Origin of the sequence: Virgibacillus sp. 7505, assembly GCF_002272135.1 — a bacterium.
Classification (GTDB): Bacteria; Bacillota; Bacilli; order Bacillales; family Amphibacillaceae; genus Terribacillus.
This window is the reverse complement of sequence record NZ_NPBF01000028.1, coordinates 113,518-129,683: the sequence shown is the minus strand read 5'-3', so window position 1 is coordinate 129,683 and position 16,166 is coordinate 113,518. Positions and strand designations below refer to the sequence as shown.

Annotated in this window: 22 protein-coding genes; 5 read left to right on the top strand and 17 right to left on the bottom strand. The window is 43.7% G+C overall.

Going from position 1 to position 16,166, the window contains the following annotated elements:
- Positions 1–92: 92 nt before the first annotated feature.
- Both CHH91_RS13510 and CHH91_RS13505 read right to left on the bottom strand, forming a co-directional pair.
- Positions 93–557: a flavodoxin gene (locus CHH91_RS13510; protein ID WP_095224082.1), complete on the bottom strand. Its 465-nt coding sequence runs from the start codon at positions 555–557 to the stop codon at positions 93–95.
- 78 nt (positions 558–635) lie between these two features.
- Positions 636–839: a hypothetical protein gene (locus tag CHH91_RS13505; protein ID WP_095223984.1), complete on the bottom strand. Its 204-nt coding sequence runs from the start codon at positions 837–839 to the stop codon at positions 636–638.
- A gap of 98 nt (positions 840–937) precedes the next feature.
- On the opposite strand from CHH91_RS13505, the gene crcB reads away from it, so the two are divergent.
- Both crcB and CHH91_RS13495 read left to right on the top strand, forming a co-directional pair.
- Complete coding sequence (gene crcB / locus CHH91_RS13500; protein WP_217973738.1) at positions 938–1,330, top strand: fluoride efflux transporter CrcB; 393 nt, start codon at positions 938–940, stop codon at positions 1,328–1,330.
- Complete coding sequence (locus tag CHH91_RS13495; protein WP_095223983.1) at positions 1,327–1,671, top strand: fluoride efflux transporter FluC; 345 nt, start codon at positions 1,327–1,329, stop codon at positions 1,669–1,671. Before crcB ends, CHH91_RS13495 begins: the two co-directional genes overlap by 4 nt.
- A gap of 37 nt (positions 1,672–1,708) precedes the next feature.
- On the opposite strand, the gene CHH91_RS13490 is transcribed toward CHH91_RS13495, so the two are convergent.
- The 7 genes from CHH91_RS13490 to CHH91_RS13460 form a co-directional block, all read right to left on the bottom strand.
- A complete protein-coding gene (locus tag CHH91_RS13490) occupies positions 1,709–2,134 on the bottom strand; it encodes a DUF4064 domain-containing protein (protein WP_176465792.1) in 426 nt (141 codons plus the stop codon).
- Positions 2,135–2,157: 23 nt separating this feature from the next.
- Positions 2,158–2,568 (bottom strand): DUF4064 domain-containing protein, encoded by a 411-nt coding sequence (locus CHH91_RS13485; protein WP_095223981.1) that lies wholly within the window; start codon positions 2,566–2,568, stop codon positions 2,158–2,160.
- A 26-nt stretch (positions 2,569–2,594) separates the two neighbouring features.
- Positions 2,595–3,017 carry a DUF4064 domain-containing protein gene (locus CHH91_RS13480; protein WP_095223980.1) on the bottom strand — a complete coding sequence of 141 codons (423 nt, stop codon included), beginning with the start codon at positions 3,015–3,017 and terminating at the stop codon, positions 2,595–2,597.
- Between the two features lie 20 nt (positions 3,018–3,037).
- Positions 3,038–3,967, bottom strand: coding sequence for an ABC transporter permease (locus tag CHH91_RS13475; RefSeq protein WP_286160782.1), 930 nt, complete (start codon positions 3,965–3,967; stop codon positions 3,038–3,040).
- The gene (locus tag CHH91_RS13470; RefSeq protein ID WP_095223978.1) at positions 3,954–4,880 is read right to left on the bottom strand and encodes an ABC transporter ATP-binding protein; all 927 of its coding nucleotides are present in this window, start codon (positions 4,878–4,880) and stop codon (positions 3,954–3,956) included. The genes CHH91_RS13475 and CHH91_RS13470 overlap by 14 nt, the downstream gene beginning before the upstream one ends.
- A gap of 126 nt (positions 4,881–5,006) precedes the next feature.
- The gene (locus tag CHH91_RS13465) at positions 5,007–6,371 is read right to left on the bottom strand and encodes a processed acidic surface protein (RefSeq protein ID WP_095223977.1); all 1,365 of its coding nucleotides are present in this window, start codon (positions 6,369–6,371) and stop codon (positions 5,007–5,009) included.
- A gap of 153 nt (positions 6,372–6,524) precedes the next feature.
- Complete coding sequence (locus CHH91_RS13460; RefSeq protein ID WP_095223976.1) at positions 6,525–7,031, bottom strand: GNAT family N-acetyltransferase; 507 nt, start codon at positions 7,029–7,031, stop codon at positions 6,525–6,527.
- Positions 7,032–7,191: 160 nt separating this feature from the next.
- Here CHH91_RS13460 and CHH91_RS13455 point away from each other — a divergent pair, with 160 nt between their 5' ends.
- Together CHH91_RS13455 and yidC are read left to right on the top strand one after the other, a co-directional pair.
- Positions 7,192–7,569: a hypothetical protein gene (locus tag CHH91_RS13455; RefSeq protein ID WP_095223975.1), complete on the top strand. Its 378-nt coding sequence runs from the start codon at positions 7,192–7,194 to the stop codon at positions 7,567–7,569.
- Positions 7,518–8,300, top strand: a complete 783-nt coding sequence (yidC, locus tag CHH91_RS13450; RefSeq protein WP_095223974.1) for a membrane protein insertase YidC — start codon at positions 7,518–7,520, stop codon at positions 8,298–8,300. The genes CHH91_RS13455 and yidC overlap by 52 nt, the downstream gene beginning before the upstream one ends.
- A 45-nt stretch (positions 8,301–8,345) precedes the next feature.
- On the opposite strand, the gene CHH91_RS13445 is transcribed toward yidC, so the two are convergent.
- From CHH91_RS13445 to CHH91_RS13415, 7 genes are all read right to left on the bottom strand, one after another.
- Positions 8,346–8,762: an organic hydroperoxide resistance protein gene (locus CHH91_RS13445; RefSeq protein WP_095223973.1), complete on the bottom strand. Its 417-nt coding sequence runs from the start codon at positions 8,760–8,762 to the stop codon at positions 8,346–8,348.
- Between the two features lie 99 nt (positions 8,763–8,861).
- Positions 8,862–9,806, bottom strand: coding sequence for an ABC transporter permease (locus CHH91_RS13440; RefSeq protein WP_095223972.1), 945 nt, complete (start codon positions 9,804–9,806; stop codon positions 8,862–8,864).
- Positions 9,799–10,719, bottom strand: coding sequence for an ABC transporter ATP-binding protein (locus CHH91_RS13435; protein ID WP_095224080.1), 921 nt, complete (start codon positions 10,717–10,719; stop codon positions 9,799–9,801). The genes CHH91_RS13440 and CHH91_RS13435 overlap by 8 nt, the downstream gene beginning before the upstream one ends.
- A gap of 43 nt (positions 10,720–10,762) precedes the next feature.
- On the bottom strand, positions 10,763–11,452 hold the full coding sequence (locus CHH91_RS13430) for an ABC transporter ATP-binding protein (protein ID WP_095223971.1): 690 nt from the start codon (positions 11,450–11,452) through the stop codon (positions 10,763–10,765).
- Complete coding sequence (locus CHH91_RS13425) at positions 11,445–11,822, bottom strand: GntR family transcriptional regulator (RefSeq protein ID WP_095223970.1); 378 nt, start codon at positions 11,820–11,822, stop codon at positions 11,445–11,447. The genes CHH91_RS13430 and CHH91_RS13425 overlap by 8 nt, the downstream gene beginning before the upstream one ends.
- A gap of 3 nt (positions 11,823–11,825) precedes the next feature.
- Positions 11,826–12,611 carry a hypothetical protein gene (locus CHH91_RS13420; RefSeq protein ID WP_095223969.1) on the bottom strand — a complete coding sequence of 262 codons (786 nt, stop codon included), beginning with the start codon at positions 12,609–12,611 and terminating at the stop codon, positions 11,826–11,828.
- 125 nt (positions 12,612–12,736) lie between these two features.
- On the bottom strand, positions 12,737–13,846 hold the full coding sequence (locus tag CHH91_RS13415) for a glycerol dehydrogenase (protein ID WP_095223968.1): 1,110 nt from the start codon (positions 13,844–13,846) through the stop codon (positions 12,737–12,739).
- A gap of 155 nt (positions 13,847–14,001) precedes the next feature.
- On the opposite strand from CHH91_RS13415, the gene CHH91_RS13410 reads away from it, so the two are divergent.
- On the top strand, positions 14,002–14,904 hold the full coding sequence (locus CHH91_RS13410; RefSeq protein ID WP_095223967.1) for an SDR family oxidoreductase: 903 nt from the start codon (positions 14,002–14,004) through the stop codon (positions 14,902–14,904).
- 42 nt (positions 14,905–14,946) lie between these two features.
- On the opposite strand, the gene CHH91_RS13405 is transcribed toward CHH91_RS13410, so the two are convergent.
- Positions 14,947–16,113: an iron-containing alcohol dehydrogenase gene (locus tag CHH91_RS13405; protein WP_095223966.1), complete on the bottom strand. Its 1,167-nt coding sequence runs from the start codon at positions 16,111–16,113 to the stop codon at positions 14,947–14,949.
- Between the last annotated feature and the right edge of the window lie 53 nt (positions 16,114–16,166).

The window sequence follows — 16,166 nt, the reverse complement described above, 5'->3', positions numbered from 1 at the left end:
GACATTATTCTACATATCCCCTTTAAAATTTAAAAAGTTCGTAAACACATTTCTACAAAATAAAAAGCAGTCTGCTTGAAGCAGACTGCTTTTTATAAACTGCGTTCTTTCTCTATTACAGAAGCAAACGAAGCAGCGAATTCCTGACAGTTACGTATATCCTCGTCTTCTGGAGAGAGGTCGACTTTCAGAGTTTCAAGAGCGATTTCCGCTCCGCGCTCCTTGAATTTTTCCTGGAATGTATCAATTGCAGCACCGTAGCTAGCATAGATGGAATCACAGGATCCAAAAAGGGCCACTGGTTTTCCATCCAGTTCGATGTCATCCAGCTCATCGTAGAAATCCTCTATTTCATAGGGAATATCTCCATCTCCCCATGTATAGGTGCCCATTAAGATACCATCATAATCGGTCATCGTAAAAACGTCTAACTGATCTATATCAATTTGGAGCTTTGTCACTTCGACTCCTTTTTCTTCCAGCGTCTGTTCCATAATGTCAGCCATTTCCTCTGTATTGCCTGACATACTGGTGAATGCTATCAGTACACTTGCCACCTTCATTCACTTCCCTTCATCTGCTCCCATTTTAATTGATAACCATTCTCAATGTCAAATGGAGCATGTCAGGAAGCATCAGTTTCCTTTGACTGCTTGATAAGCAAGTTTGAAATTCTTTTTGGTGTCTTCGCCAAAGAGATTGATATCTCCTTCGAAAATCTGCTCAATTGTGAGGTGATAAGCTTCTTCTACAGAACAGCCGCGCGTATTCATCAGCAGGCGAAAGTAGGATAAGAAATATTCCTCACTTAAAATCGCCGCATTTTTCATCATAATCATACTACCTTTCCTTCTGAATCCGTCCTGCTAGCGTAACACAGATAATGGGGTATAATACAGGCATACAGCATTATATGCGGGCAAAGAAGGTTTTGTGTATGAAAATGTATCTCGCAATTGGCTGCGGCGGCAGTATTGGTGCCCTTCTCCGTTATCTTATTGGATCATTGGTACCGCAGACTGGTAATTTTCCAACAGGGACGCTTTGCATCAATATGATAGGATGTTTCGCCATGGGTTATATGACTAACTTTGTGAAAAGGCGCTACTTTGCAGATAAACCTGCTCTAGCCAAAGCATTGACAACAGGCATGATCGGAGCATTTACAACTTTTTCGACTGTCAGCCTGGAAACAGCCCTTCTCATCCAAGATGGCATGACACATATTGGCTTGGTGTATCTCGTTTGCAGTACAACAGGCGGAATAGCAGCACTGCTCATTGGTCTTCGACTTTCGCCGAGTCAAGTCATAAAGGAGCAGTCTTTATGAGTCTTATCATGGTACTTGCCGGCGGCTGGCTTGGAGCAATTTCTCGTTACGAAATAAGCAGACGAGTCGAAACATTTTGGAGGAACAACTTCCCTCTAGGTACCTTCCTGATTAACATTATGGGTTCCTTCCTAATCGGACTCGTGCTCCAAGCAGATTGGGGATCGGGCTGGCATAACTTCCTCGCCGTTGGATTTCTCGGCTCATTCACGACCTTCTCCACTTTTTTCTTGGAGATTGTTCAACTGGGCAGCAGAAGGAAAATAGCCATGGCTCTCGGTTACTTGCTATGCAGCTATATAAGCGGCATACTGCTAGCTTTCCTAGCATTATCCCTTTAAAAAGGAGCACTGCCAATGGCAGTGCCCCTTCATGGATTCAGTAACTCTCTATTGTATTTTCATTTGTATCAATGGGCTTGCGGACTATTGCCAAGATACCCGCAACCAGATAGAGAATCGCTGGTATAATTGCAACGAATAACGTCAAGAACGTTATCAAAACCGCAGCAACGATGAAGATCACGCCGGAAGCTATGGCACTGCTGTTACGGCGCAAAAGCAAGATACCTACCACACCAAGAATGGCTCCGATCACACAAACGATGACATAGAACCAACCTAAACCATCGACAAAATTGCTGGCTAATGCTGCATCTTCAGCAGTGATAGTCGGATCATTCTTTATCTCTTCATTGATGGAATTACCCGCTACACCCATGAACAAACCAACAAGAATAGCACCCAAGACATTAAATACTACTCCTATAATTCCTAAGACTAATTCCGCAGTACGTTTGATCAACCGTTTTCCCTCTTTCTCTCTTATTATCTGATTTCATCGGCTGGTCTTCTCGCCAGCACCATAACACCCGCAATAATATAAACCATTCCGCCGATAAAGCCCGATAGGAAAGTACCGATAGAACCTACTAATGCCACGATTATAAGCATGATACCAAGGCCAGTCTGTTTACGATCCGTCTTCAGCTTAACTGCTGCCACAATACCTAAGATGGCACTAATGACACTCACGATTATGACAAAGATTCCAATGGAGCCTGCGATATCGGCAATCATACCAGTATCAACTGTTTGATCAACTCCGCTTTCGAGTATCTGATCGCGAGCAGCCTCAGGATCGTATGTAGCTACCTGAACTGTTGTCATGACCGCAGTAATGAGGAAGACAATTGCACCAATGATGGCAAGTACCTTCTCCGCTGTTCGTTTCAACATGTCAAACCTCCTTCCTGCGTTACTTCTTAATACGTTTCTCCTCTATCATTATATTGCTCAACAGGCTTTCGCACAATCGCCATGATACCTGCGATCAAATAAAGGATGCCGCCAATGATGCCTGTAAAGACAGATAGGACCGTACCAAGTACTGCTGTAATAATAAGAAGAATACCTGCTCCTGTTGCTTTTTTATTTGGTTTCAGCATAGCTAAAGAAACAAAACCAAGAATAGCACATATTACATATAGGATAATGAACCAGATAGACATACCCGTCACTAGATCAGTAAACATAGATGCATCCTCTGCCGTTAAACCTTGGTTTACGAGTTCATTAGTTGTTGCTTCATCAGCACCTCCAAGACCTATAACTGACCAAACCGCAAAGACAAGAAACAAAACTGCTCCAATAATTACTAACACTTTTTCTGCTGTTCTTTTTACCATTTCAATTCCCCTCTCTTATTTTAATGACCTGCTACATCGCGTTTGGCGAACAATACCCATCCTACGACTAAAAAGATAAGATAATACACAATTATAGTCACAATCGCGAATGTAAGCGTTAAATCATCAATTAATTTCATACCCGTTGTAAACTGAGTCAAATCCAGATTCGAAAATAAGACATACTTCGCAAATGGCTTATCGTAAATGAATGGAATAACCGAGCTCCCGACAAACATTAGGAAGATGGCTGTTCCGATTGCCAGGGCTCCATTTCGGAATGCCGCGGAAATCATGAAGGCGAATGTTGCCCATACGACCAGCTTCACCAGCTGCAGGCCATAGTCCTGTGCTATTCGGGTCCACACAGAGATCTCAACGACTTCCCCATCTTTCACTTGCAGCATGGAACCGTCGCCCCCAAGACCAAAGAACAACATTCCGAATAACCAAGAGAAGACAAATAATACAATCAATGCAGTCAAAGCAAAAAGCAATACACTTGTATATTTAGCAAAGAAAATCTTCGTCCTTGTCGCCGGACGAATCAATAAGAGCTTAATTGTTCCCCAGCGGTATTCATTTGCTATTATTCCGCCAGCTACTATGATTGTCAGCAAGCTGAGCACACTGGTTAGGAAATTACCCTGGTAAAGGAATTCCCAAGCCGTCATGCCTTCAGGTTTCAAATCATTCTCTATCCGGTAGTTATTGATTAAGATATTTGAATCTGCCGGGTCGAATTCCGCAAGTGATTCGTTCTCTTCTTGCAATTGCTGCTTCCATGTCGCATCATCATAATCCGATACAAATCCATCTGCTGTCCGCATCAGAATAGCGAAGCCTAGTACTACCACTATAAGAATGCCAAGCATGATCCACGTCGACAGCTGGCTGTACAGCTTCGTTTGCTCGTTTCGAACAAGCTGGAAAAAGTTACTCAATGACATTCTCTCCAATCACATGTAAGAATTTATCCTCTAGTGTCTTCCGTTCCACTGCAAAACCATACAGCTCGATATCGGCGACAGCCAGTGCTCTGATGATGGATGGAATTTCTTCCCGCGTTATCGGAAATGCCAATTTCTCACCGCTCGCCATTGCAGTGATTCCGAATTCCTCCTGCAAGAGGCGCTGTGCTTTTTCGTGAAAGGCAGCCGGACAATCAATCTGCACGACTTCTGCTGGTGTGTTCTCTTCAATATTTTGGATTTGCTGGATGGAAATAAGTTCCCCATTCTTCAAAATGCCGATCCGGTCACACATAAGCTCCATTTCCGAAAGCAAATGACTGGAGACAATGACTGCAACATTCTCTTGTTCTGCTAATCTGCGGATATACTGACGGATTTCTCGGATACCTGACGGGTCCAAACCATTCGTCGGCTCATCCAATATCAAAATGGACGGATTATGTAATAATGCCTGTGCAATGCCAAGCCGCTGCCTCATACCTAAGGAATACCTCTTCACTTTCTGATGAATGCGCTTCTCCAATCCTACGAGTTTCACTACTTCATCAATGCGGTCCTTTGATATACCGGGAATCATCCTAGAAAATACAAGCAAATTCTTGTATCCGGACATGAACCCATATAATTCCGGATTCTCGACAATTGCTCCAACATGGCGGATTGCCTCTTTATAGTCCGTCTTGATGCTTTTTCCTTGTATCCGCACGTCGCCTTCTGATATACGAATCAAGCCTACCATCATCCGAATTGTCGTTGTTTTACCTGCTCCGTTTGGTCCGAGGAATCCGAATACCTCACCCGGCTGAATGTCGAAGTCCAAACCCTTCACAATCAGTTTCGAACCGATTTGCTTCTTCAGACCAATCAGCTGCATTGCCGGTTCTGTCATCTCGTTCACCCTTTCCCTGTAACAATTTTGTTATTTCCATAATATGTACGGAGCACCTTGTCAGATTGTTTCACTTTTTATATAGAAAAAGCACCGCGAATCAAATGATTCGTGGTGCTTACATTATTAATTACTATGTCTCTTCCGTCGGTTCCATGCGTATAATACTGCACCAGCAGCCATCAATACTGCACCGGCTACTAGAATATTGCCAACAGGAGAAGCTGTATCCGGAAGACGTTTGCCTTCTTCTTTCACTGTCTCCGTCGCAGTCTTCGTTGGTGTGACTGTTACTTTCTCTTTTAATACAGGGGCTTCGTGCTTATGTTCTGATTCAGAAGGTTTTTCTTGTACAGGTACTTCTACTGCTGGAGCACCTGTGAGCAAATCAGAACCAAACAATTCACCAGTTATAGTAAAGTTCAATAGGTGATTACCCTGTAAGTCAAACAAATCTACAAGCAAAATACGATTCTCGAGATCCGTAACTTTCAGTAGTTCTTCAAACGTCACAGGTGTTTTCGTATTTCCATCTACCAGATAGAATTCAGCTTTCATTTGGAAGATATTCATCAAATCATTCCAAATTGCGAGAAGCTCTTTACCTTGCTCTTCCGTTAATTCTGTGGAAGTTTCAAAGTCTCCCAATGCTTCTGCGCGAAGTGCAATATCTTCCAGACCAGAAATGAATGCTTCCGGATCGCTCAATACTACACTTTCCAGATGATCATAAGCCCGGAAAAACTCGTCCTGGCTTACTCCGATAAGATCAAGGAAAGAACTCAGCATTTCCCAATAATCCTCGCGGGAGAACTCATAATAACCCGATTCTTCATAAACGAAATCCATAAGCTCTTCATAGCTTGAGAAATCTTCCAGCTTCACACCGTTATCCGCAAGCAGCTGGTCAAATTCCTCCTGGCTCAATTCTACTTCCCGCAATAGGAAATACAATGATACCCCGTTTATATCGTTGTAAATCACTTCATTTAATTCTTCCATAGTTCCATAGCTGTATAAATCCAATCCATTCGCAGCAAACAAATCAGCCAATTCTTTTTCTGTTAGACCTACTTCTGCTGCAAGTTCCTGTAGATTTTGCGAAGTAGCAGGATAACCCATTACCCAGGACAAATCTTCATAAAGTAAAATATCTTCTGCAGTATAATCCGTCAAACCCATTTCTTTCAAACTTGCATTTATATCTTCAACTGTATAACCAGTCTCTTTCAAGAAAGACTGTAAATTTTCTTTTGTTACCGGCTCTCCAAGCCAATCACGCAATTCATCGATAGAACTTGGTTCAAAATCTTCAATTGTTCCCCACTCAAAATCTACCAGATAACGGTTCAAACCTTCCACATCTGTACCTAGCTCAGCCGCGTAGGCTTCAAGGTCTTTTTGTTTAATAGCAGCAGACGCCGTCTGTGGTGCTACTACTTGCAGGCAAAGCAAAACCATGATTATTCCAACCAATAGCTTCTTTGTCACGTATGTATCCTCCTGGAAATATATTTATGTAATTCCAGATTATTATAAATGGCATAAAAGAGCTTGGCTACATAATTTTTTACAAATTTTTAACTTTTTTACTTGACTTAGAAAAGCCCCTCTGTACGAGGGGTCAATTCGACAATTATATACTTATTTCAATGATATTCCCATTCGTTTTGAGCGTGTCTGCATGCCCATCTTGACGTAGAAATCTTCTGCACGGTTGTTAAAATTCCACACATTCAGCTCTATTTCTGATGCCCCTATCTTTTTCCCATGGCGCTTGATTTTTTCAAATAGATGTCCTCCGATTCCTTTGCCGCGCATATCGGAACGCACACAGAATTCTTCAATGAAAATATGTGCCTTGTGAGAGATTGTCTCGTTCGTCACCCGTATCGTAGCAAAAGCCATAACTTCCTTTGCTTTTTCCACTAAGAATACTTTCTTATTATCTAAGTATATATTGCTTTCAAAAACGTGCTGGTCAAGCGGTTCTGCCTTCTTGGCAAAATGCTCCGGCTGATTTGTATAATGCGTATTGTATAATTCCTTGTACAGAACAGCGACTTGGTCATAATCCGAGACCTTTGCTTCGCGTATCTTGAACATCGGTTTCACCTCTGCAGCTTGTAGTCTTGTTAACCAGTTTATCATGTTCGTCCCCCTCCGTCATAAAACTGTTCAAATAAACCGCTGTTAGCAGAGAAAACGCTTCTCTTAGCCATTTCTCCAAACGAAACGAAAATCCCTGCGCAGTTTTGACAAGTTTCTAGAACTATAGGAAAATAGAAGGGACGAAAGGAGGTGTATACAGATGCTGTATGCTTTTTGGAATATATTCGCGGATGATTTTACGTCGTTGGTCTTTTATATCGGGCTGACGATGACTTTTATCCTGGCACATAGAGCAACAACGAAAGTTACGAGTCGTTTTCGTACTAGTGATGCGATGCAATGGCAGCATGTCTGCACGTTAGACAGCTGGCAATCGCATACTCCTACTGCCGTTTCTTACAGCAGGCCGATCGTTCATTGGCTCGCCCGCACTACCATGCGGAAAGACGGTCCGGATGATGATGGCGAAGCAGCTTCTTGTTTGTATCCAGATAACCAATCGATACAACAAGGAGGAAAAACAAATTGCAACGCACATCTGTATCCACATTCTTTAAAAAGTACGGTATTATCTTAAGCTCCATAGGTCTGATAGTTTTGCTGGCAGGATGCCAAAGCAGCAGCGGAGGCACAACTAGTGAAGGATGGTTCAACCATTACTTCATCAGTCCTTTCTCTTACTTGATCAAATGGATTGCTGGCAATTTCAATGACGATTACGGAATCAGTGTCATCTTGATCACGTTGGCGGTACGACTCATCCTGATGCCTTTCATGCTGATGCAGCTTAAGAAGAGTTATGAAACACAGGAAAAAATGAAGCTATTCAAGCCAGAGCTTGATGCTTTGCAGGCAAAATATAAAAACAAAACCGATGTTGAGTCGAAACAGAAGCAGCAGCAGGAAATGATGGAGTTGTATCGTAAACACGGCATGAATCCATTTTCCGCGATGGGCTGTCTGCCGCTTTTGATTCAGATGCCTTTCCTGATCGGCTTCTATTCAGCTATTCGAAATACACCCGAAATCGCGACGCACGATTTCCTCTGGTTTAATCTTGGAACACCGGATATCGCCCTCATGGTTATTGCGATGGCAGTTTATTGGCTGCAATATCGTGTTTCCCAAATTGGCGTTGATCCAGCCAGAAGACAGCAAGCCCGTATGATCGGTATCATTTCTCCGCTCATGATTGGTTTTATCTCTTTCAGCTCACCAGCTGTACTTCCGCTGTACTGGGCGGTCGGCGGTCTGTTCGTCATCTGTCAGACATTGCTGGCAAAGTTTTTATTCCAACGCAAAAAATGAGCATAGAAAAACCACTTCCCAGATGGGAAGTGGTTTTTTTGCTTGTTATTCTACAACGTTCACTTTCAAATCTACATCGATGTTGCCGCGAGTCGCTTTGGAGTAAGGGCAGAACTGATGCGTCTTTTCTAATAGATCTTCCGCTTCTTCCTGAGAAACACCTTTAACATCTACAGTGATAGCAGCTGCGATTTTAAATCCATCGCCATCTTTCAGTAGGCTGACATCAACAGAAGTTTCCGTCTCAACGCGTTTGCGCTCAGCTCTTGCTACATGGTTGAATGCTCCATCGAAGCATGCAGAGTAACCAGCAGCGAATAGCTGCTCCGGATTGGAACCTATGCTATCCTTTTTGCTTCCTGGTTGGACAAGATCAAGATCGATCAAACCATCATCAGATTTTACATGTCCTTCACGACCGCCAGTTGCTTTTGCGTGAGATGTGAATAATACGTCACTCATGTTAATTCACTCCTATTTCGTTTGTTAGTTTTAAAAAGCTGCATACATTATTACTACTTCCTTTTTACCGTTATTTTAAACATAAAGCAACTGAAGTGCTTAAGCTGTAACGTCTCGTTTCATGAAACTGAACCAAGTTATGCAAGTGATGATGACAAAATAGATAGCCATTACCGCAACTGAAAAGCCCAGTGTCATGCCGTCCACGATTGGTGTGTTACCTGGGTTATATACTGTCAGATCCACGTTATTGAATAAGATATACTTCGACCATTCATATCTGGAAAGTATGAAACTGATGGTCGGGAAGAACATGGAAATGAAGATTGAAAATCCAATTGCCAAGGCTGTGTTACGGAAGATAGTAGATAGAGCAAATGCAATTGTCGCATAAATGAATGTTTGGATAAAGTTCAATCCGTAATCTCTCATGGTAGAAGCCAATATATTAGTTGCCACAGCTTCTCCATTATCAAAAATCACACTTTTCGCGTCAAATCCATTGAATCCGAAGAAGAGACCGCCGACAATAAAGGAAAATCCAATAAAGAATACAAAGAAGATAACTGTTGTGATGAACATACTTACATACTTGGAAGTTAACACACTGAAACGTGAAGGCGTTTTAGTAAGTAATAGTTTGATTGTCCCTGTACCGAATTCAGTGGAAACAAGTCCGCCTGCAATGATAGCGATGAACAGAATCAGAAACGGTGCACAGTAGTACATGACACTTTCCATATAAGCAGCAAGTGAATCACTTTGAACTGGTGCGATATCCTGATCCAGCTGGTATTGCATTGCAGCCATATCCTGTTGGGCAGCTGCTGCATCCACATCGCCATTTTCAACTTGCTTCTGCAGATCCTGTATCTGCTGCTCTGTATCTGCTCGCCAGTCTCCGCTGCTGTCCTCAGCGTAATACGCTGTAAAAGCTGCAATCGTAATCAGCAAGGCAGCCGCAATTCCCAGCATGATCCACGTTGATAGACGACGGAATGTTTTCATATGTTCATTTCGCACCAACCCGATGAATTTAGACAATTTCCTTCCCTCCAGTCAATTCCAGGAATGTATCTTCTAATGTCTTTGTTTCTGCTTGGATACCGTAAATACTGATTCCTTCCTTAGCAAGCTTTGCAGCAGCTGCTGGAATTTCATCACGCGTCAGCTCGACAAAGACTTGTTTATCCTTGATCTGCGGTTGCTTGCTGCCCATATCACGGAGGACAGCTCCAGCTTGTTCCAATGGTTCGACTTGGAAGCTGACCATTTGTGTCTGCTCACTCGACATCTCGTGAACTTGCTGCACTCCGAGCATTTTACCCTGCTGCAAGACTCCGATTCGATCACACATCAATTCCATCTCGCTCAGCAAATGGCTGGATACGATAACGGCAAGGCCTTCTTTTTCAGCAAGATTGCGGATATAATGACGCATCTCCCGAATCCCAGCCGGATCCAATCCATTCGTGGGTTCATCCAGGATAAGTACATCCGGACGATGCAGCAGGGCCTGTGCGATACCGAGACGTTGTCTCATCCCGAGGGAATATGTTTTCACCTTATCGTTGATCCGATTCTTCAAGCCTACAAGCTCGATAACCTCATCGATCCGATTCTTATCTACGCCATCGCTCATCCTCGCAAAATGCACAAGATTCAGATAACCGGAAAGATACTTATACATCTCGGGATTCTCGACGATGGCACCGATATGTTTCATAGCTGCGCCATGGGATGTCTTGATACTATTGCCTTTGATAAGAATGTCTCCATCCGTTATGCCCATTAGTCCGACAATCATCCGGATTGTCGTTGTTTTACCGGCCCCGTTCGGCCCTAGAAAGCCGAATACCTCACCGGGATAGATGGAAAAATTGATACGGTCGATGATTTTTCGGCCGCGAATCACTTTGGTAACCTGCTTTATTTCTACTGCTGGCTGTTTTTGCATGCTTTTTCGCTCCTTTGCTTGTAATAAGAGTTGAAGTGCTTCTTTACTCATAGATCGAGCTCATCCATTCCAATATGCCCTTCTGCTCATCGTAGCGCAGTTCTTCTACATTCCTGTGATCCACCAGCTCACCATCTTTGATTGCAATCACTTCATCAAGAATCATTTCAACTTCCATGATTTGATGCGTGGAAAGGAGAACAAGCTGCTTCTCCGTGTCTACAAATGTAATCAGACCTTTTACAATGGAGTCCCGCACAAGCGGATCCAACCCGGAAAGCGGCTCATCCATCAAGAGGATAGGCACTTCCCTGGACAATGTGAGAATAATTTTAAGCCTGCCGCGATTCCCCTTGGACAGATGTTTTACTTTTGTATTGGCATCAAGATTCATATATGCACGAATTTCCTCTGCCTTTTCTTTATTGAAATCAGGAAATTGCGTCGCAAAGAAATCAATTGTCTGCTGGACAGTATAGAAGGTATAATACTCATCCAGCTCAGACAGATAACTCACCTTCGACGCTATCCGGCGCGTCACTTTCTTACCTTCCAGTTCCACAGATCCCTTGGTCGGATTAATCAATCCGGCAATCAGCTTCATCGTTGTTGATTTACCTGCTCCGTTCAGCCCGACAAGACCTATGATCTTGCCTTTATCGAGCTTTAAATTCACGTCTCGCAATGCTGTTTTTGTCATATACCGTTTCGTCACATTCTTAAATTCAATCATTCACTGCTCCTCCTTCCAGATAGGTTTGCAGGCCTTTTGTGATCTCATCGTTCTCATAGCCCATATCATGCATGACTTGGATGAAATTCTGTATTTGTTCTTGCTTCAGCTTCTCACGTATAGAAAGGAGAATATCTTCATTTTCCGTAACGAATGTTCCTTGCCCTCTGCGTGATTCCACGATTCCCGATGCCTCCAGTTCGCGGTACGTCCGTTGTACCGTATTCGGATTTACTTTCGATGCAACTGCCGTTTCCCGTACGGAAGGCAGCTTGTCGCCAGGCTTCAGCTCGCCGCTGACAATTTGTCTATTCAGCCTATCTGCCAGCTGCAGATATATGGGCTGGGATGATTGAAATGTATCGGTCATACTCTACACCTCTACTTTTTTGTCTAATAACCAGGATGCGATGAAATAGATGATAAGAATGGTGATCAGTTCAATGACGTAGTTACCAGCATAGATGAAAGTGTCTTCACCTTGAAAATTGACTATTGCTTCCCTAATACTAATGTCGAATTGAAGTGAATTAGCGACAAAGCCTAAGTCGATTCTTCCCCATTCTGAAATAGCAGCATAAATTTTTGAATTCCCTATGAGACCGAAGAAAAGATAAGCGAATACCCACCATCCGATGAAAACCACTGTTCCGCTAAGGAATGCCGGCATGTATCTTTCCAATAACAGAAATACAACATATGCAAGAATGACATATACAGAAAAATCTATTGCGAACATAACTACATGCACGAAGGCAATCAAACCAATCTTGAACCACGTGCCCTCTGAGAACTCTACAAAGTGCAAACCTCCCACATATGCTGCAATACTTACGACAAGCAATGAAATGATCATGTAAACTGTGCCTGTTACTAACTTCGCTGCGAGAAGCCCCGAGGCATGCATCGGATTGTGAAGCCAGAGATGCAACCTTTTTCTCTCCACCGCGAGACTGTAAAGCATGTAGATTGCCAGGAAGAAAAAGTGTCCGCCGCCCCAGGCTAATCCGATGATTCCAACACCATCCCAAGCATACCCAAAGCGATAAGTACTGACGGTAACTATAACCAAGCCGACAATGAATAGTACGATTGCTAAAAGCAAAATTGGCAAACCGACACGAAATTCCTTCTTTACTAATGCTAGCCAAGCTTTCATGAAATAAACCCTCCTGATGTATTACTGTATTAATCACATAGTACACTAGTACAGAAACACACGTCAATGGGCAAAAGAAAAAAGCTGGAACTTTTTTTCCTGTTCCAGCTTTTTATCTCTGTTAATCAGGCTTCGTAGCCAATCAACTCTTTATAAGCTTTTGCGTATTGATCTGCTGCTTTAATGGCATCTACGACTTGATCTGCTGTAATGGTACCAGGCAGGTTATGAATCGATTCACCTTCCTGCACTGCAAGCTCGGCAACCTTCAGTAAGTCTTCATCCGAAACATCCTTAAGTTTGATGTCTTCCAGTGTTACTGGGAGACCGAGGGAAAGGTAGAAATCAATGTACGTGTTGATTTCATCAAGTGTACGATCCTCGAGCGCAAGCTGTGTCAGCGTACCAAACGCAACCTTTTCACCATGGGTAAGGCTATGAATCTCTCCGTGCAGCGCGGTGAAGCCATTATGGATGGCGTGTGCCGCACCTAGTCCGCCGCTCTCAAACCCAAGTCCGCTAAGCAGTGTATTTGCTTCGACAACCGCTTCCAAAGCAGGTGTAACGATTTGTCGTTTGTTGGCCTCATAAGCAAGCAATCCGTACTCGAAAAGAACTTCTTCCGCTTTTTCTGCAATCGCTTGTCCAGCAATCGTAGCCAGTCCGCCAGCCATGTTTTTGCCGCGTCCCTCGATAGAAGCACGTGCTTCCACCCACGTAGCCATTGCATCTGCAATTCCGGAAGCCAGGAAACGAGGTGGTGCCTGCGCGATGATCTTTGTGTCGACAAGGACAAGGTCCGGGTTTTTGTCGTAGAACTTATAGCTTTCGAATGTTCCTTCCTCAGAGTAGATAACACTCAATCCGCTCGTAGGAGCATCAGTTGATGCTGTTGTCGGCATGATGACAACACCAACTTGCAGCTCGTCTGCTACTGCTTTTGCAGTATCAAGTGTCTTTCCGCCTCCGATACCGATGACAACATTACTTTCCTTCCCATCAGCAGCAATACGCTTGATTTCTTCTGTTGATGCTTCTCCTCCGAATACGGTCTTCTTCGTTTGGATACCGCTCTGCTCCAGATTCTCAAGCACTGTATTTCCCGCCAAGTCCCAGACAAATTCATCTGCAAGGACAAGGGCATTGTCACCGATTTTTTTCACATACTCCCCAGCTTTCTGAAGTACACCCTTTCCTTGAACATACCGGCTTGGACTGATAAATACTTTTTCCATGAATAAGACCCCTTTCCAACTCGTATTAAATCACATTCTGAATCCTTTTCCCCTTCTGTTCTGTTTCCTAACGTAAAATTCCTCTTTTTTGGCAAATCAAGGGCATCTATTGCATATATTTCATTTGGAGCCACGAATGAAGAGGAGGACAAGAATTGACGCAGCAGCAATATAGCAAAAACCGGCCGGTCCAACCCGGCACGAACTTTTACTTTCCGCCTCAGCACCAAGACCAGCAGCCTGGAATAGAGGGGCTGATGCGGCCAAAGCCAATTATTGAGACAGACACGTATAAAGGTTCAGGAAAGCTGAAAGGAAAGACAGCAATCATCACTGGAGGGGACAGCGGAATTGGTGCAGCTGCTGCCATCGCTTTTGCCAAGGAAGGTGCCGATATTGTTATTGCCTACTATTATGAATACGAAAACGAAGATGCCAGACGGACAAAGAACCGGATAGAACAGCTTGGGCAGCGCTGCACACTGATTGTCGGTGATTTGCGGAGTGAAGCACATTGCCAGGCTGTTATTTCCCATACAATCGACACTTATGGAAAATTGGATATTCTCGTAAATAATCATGGTGTCCAATTCCCTCAGGATTCGCTGACCGATATCTCTACCGCTCAATGGGATGCAACATTCCACACAAATATTTTTGCTTTCTTCTATCTGACAAAAGCTGCACTGCCGCATCTGAAAAGAGGAAGCACGATTGTTAATACAACATCAGTGACTGCGTATGAAGGAAAACCAGATCTGATTGATTATGTTTGCACAAAAGGTGCTATTGTTGGTTTCACGAGAGCGTTATCCCAAAATCTTGCAACACAAGGGATCAGAGTGAATGGTGTCGCGCCGGGGCCAATTTGGACACCGCTCATTCCTTCCAGTTTCTCAGCAGCGGATGTTGCCACATTCGGGCAGGATGTACCAATGAAACGTGCCGGTCAGCCTTATGAGCTTGCCCCGGCCTATGTTTACCTAGCTTCCGAGGATTCCTCTTATGTAACTGGTCAGATCATTCATGTGAACGGCGGTACGATGGTAAGCTCCTAAAAAAAGAGCCTGCGCATTTATGCGCAGGCTCTCTTCTGATTATCAGAAAGATGCTTTGTAGATCTCAAGGGAATCTTCTTTATTCAGTTTGCGATAGCCGCCGAACTCGCCGTTCGCGTATGCTTTTTCAGCCATCAATTCCAAGCTGTCTTCGGAGATATCGTAATCCCGAAGCGTAGCTGGTGCATCAATGCTGTTCCAGAAAGCACGTAATGCATCAATTCCTTCAAGTGCAGCTTCTTTATCCGTTTTGCCTGTTGGATCGATACCGAAGACACGGACAGCAAGCTGTTTGAAGCGCGGTGCAGTCTCATCGTCGAGTACATGCTTCATCCAGTTCGGGAATAGAATTGCCAGACCGCCGCCATGCGGAATGTCATGCACAGCAGATACAGCATGCTCCAGGTTATGTGTTGCCCAGTCGCCGCGATAGCCCATGTTCAATACGCCGTTCAAAGCCATTGTTCCGCTGTAAAGGATAGCTGCACGGTAATCGTAATTTTCCAGATCATCAAGCAGCTTCGGTCCTGTTTCCATTACCGTAAGCAATAGGGATTCACAGAAGCGATCCTGCAATTCTGTATTCGTCGTTGTATGGAAATAATGCTCCAATACGTGTGACATCATGTCGACGATACCGTAGATCGTCTGATCACGCGGTACAGTGAATGTGTTCTGCGGATCCAGGATAGAGAATTTCGGGAATGTATGAGGACTTCCCCAGCCGTACTTTTCATTTGTTTCCCAGTTCGTGATAACAGAACCGGAGTTCATTTCAGAACCTGTCGCTGCAAGGGTGAGTACAGTACCGAATGGAAGAGCATCGTCTGCGAATGCTTTTTTGGTTACGATATCCCATACATCTCCATCATACTTCGCACCTGCTGCAATAGCTTTCGTACAGTCGATTACACTTCCGCCGCCAACTGCAAGCAATACATCGATTCCTTCAGTTTTGCAGATTTCCACACCTTTACGCGCAGTAGAAACGCGCGGGTTTGGTTCTACTCCAGAAAGTTCGAATACTTCTGCACCGATTTCTTCTAGTTCTTTCAATACCTTTTCATACAAGCCGCTGCGCTTAATGCTTCCGCCGCCATAGACAAGCAATACTTTCTTCCCATATGCAGGAATTTCCTCTTTCAATTTATCTAATTGGTCTTTACCGAAAATCAATTTTGTTGGGTTATAAAACGTAAAATTATCCAATCTGATCGCCTCCACATTTTATTATGCTAAAGGCTTGGAACAGAAGTAAAGCA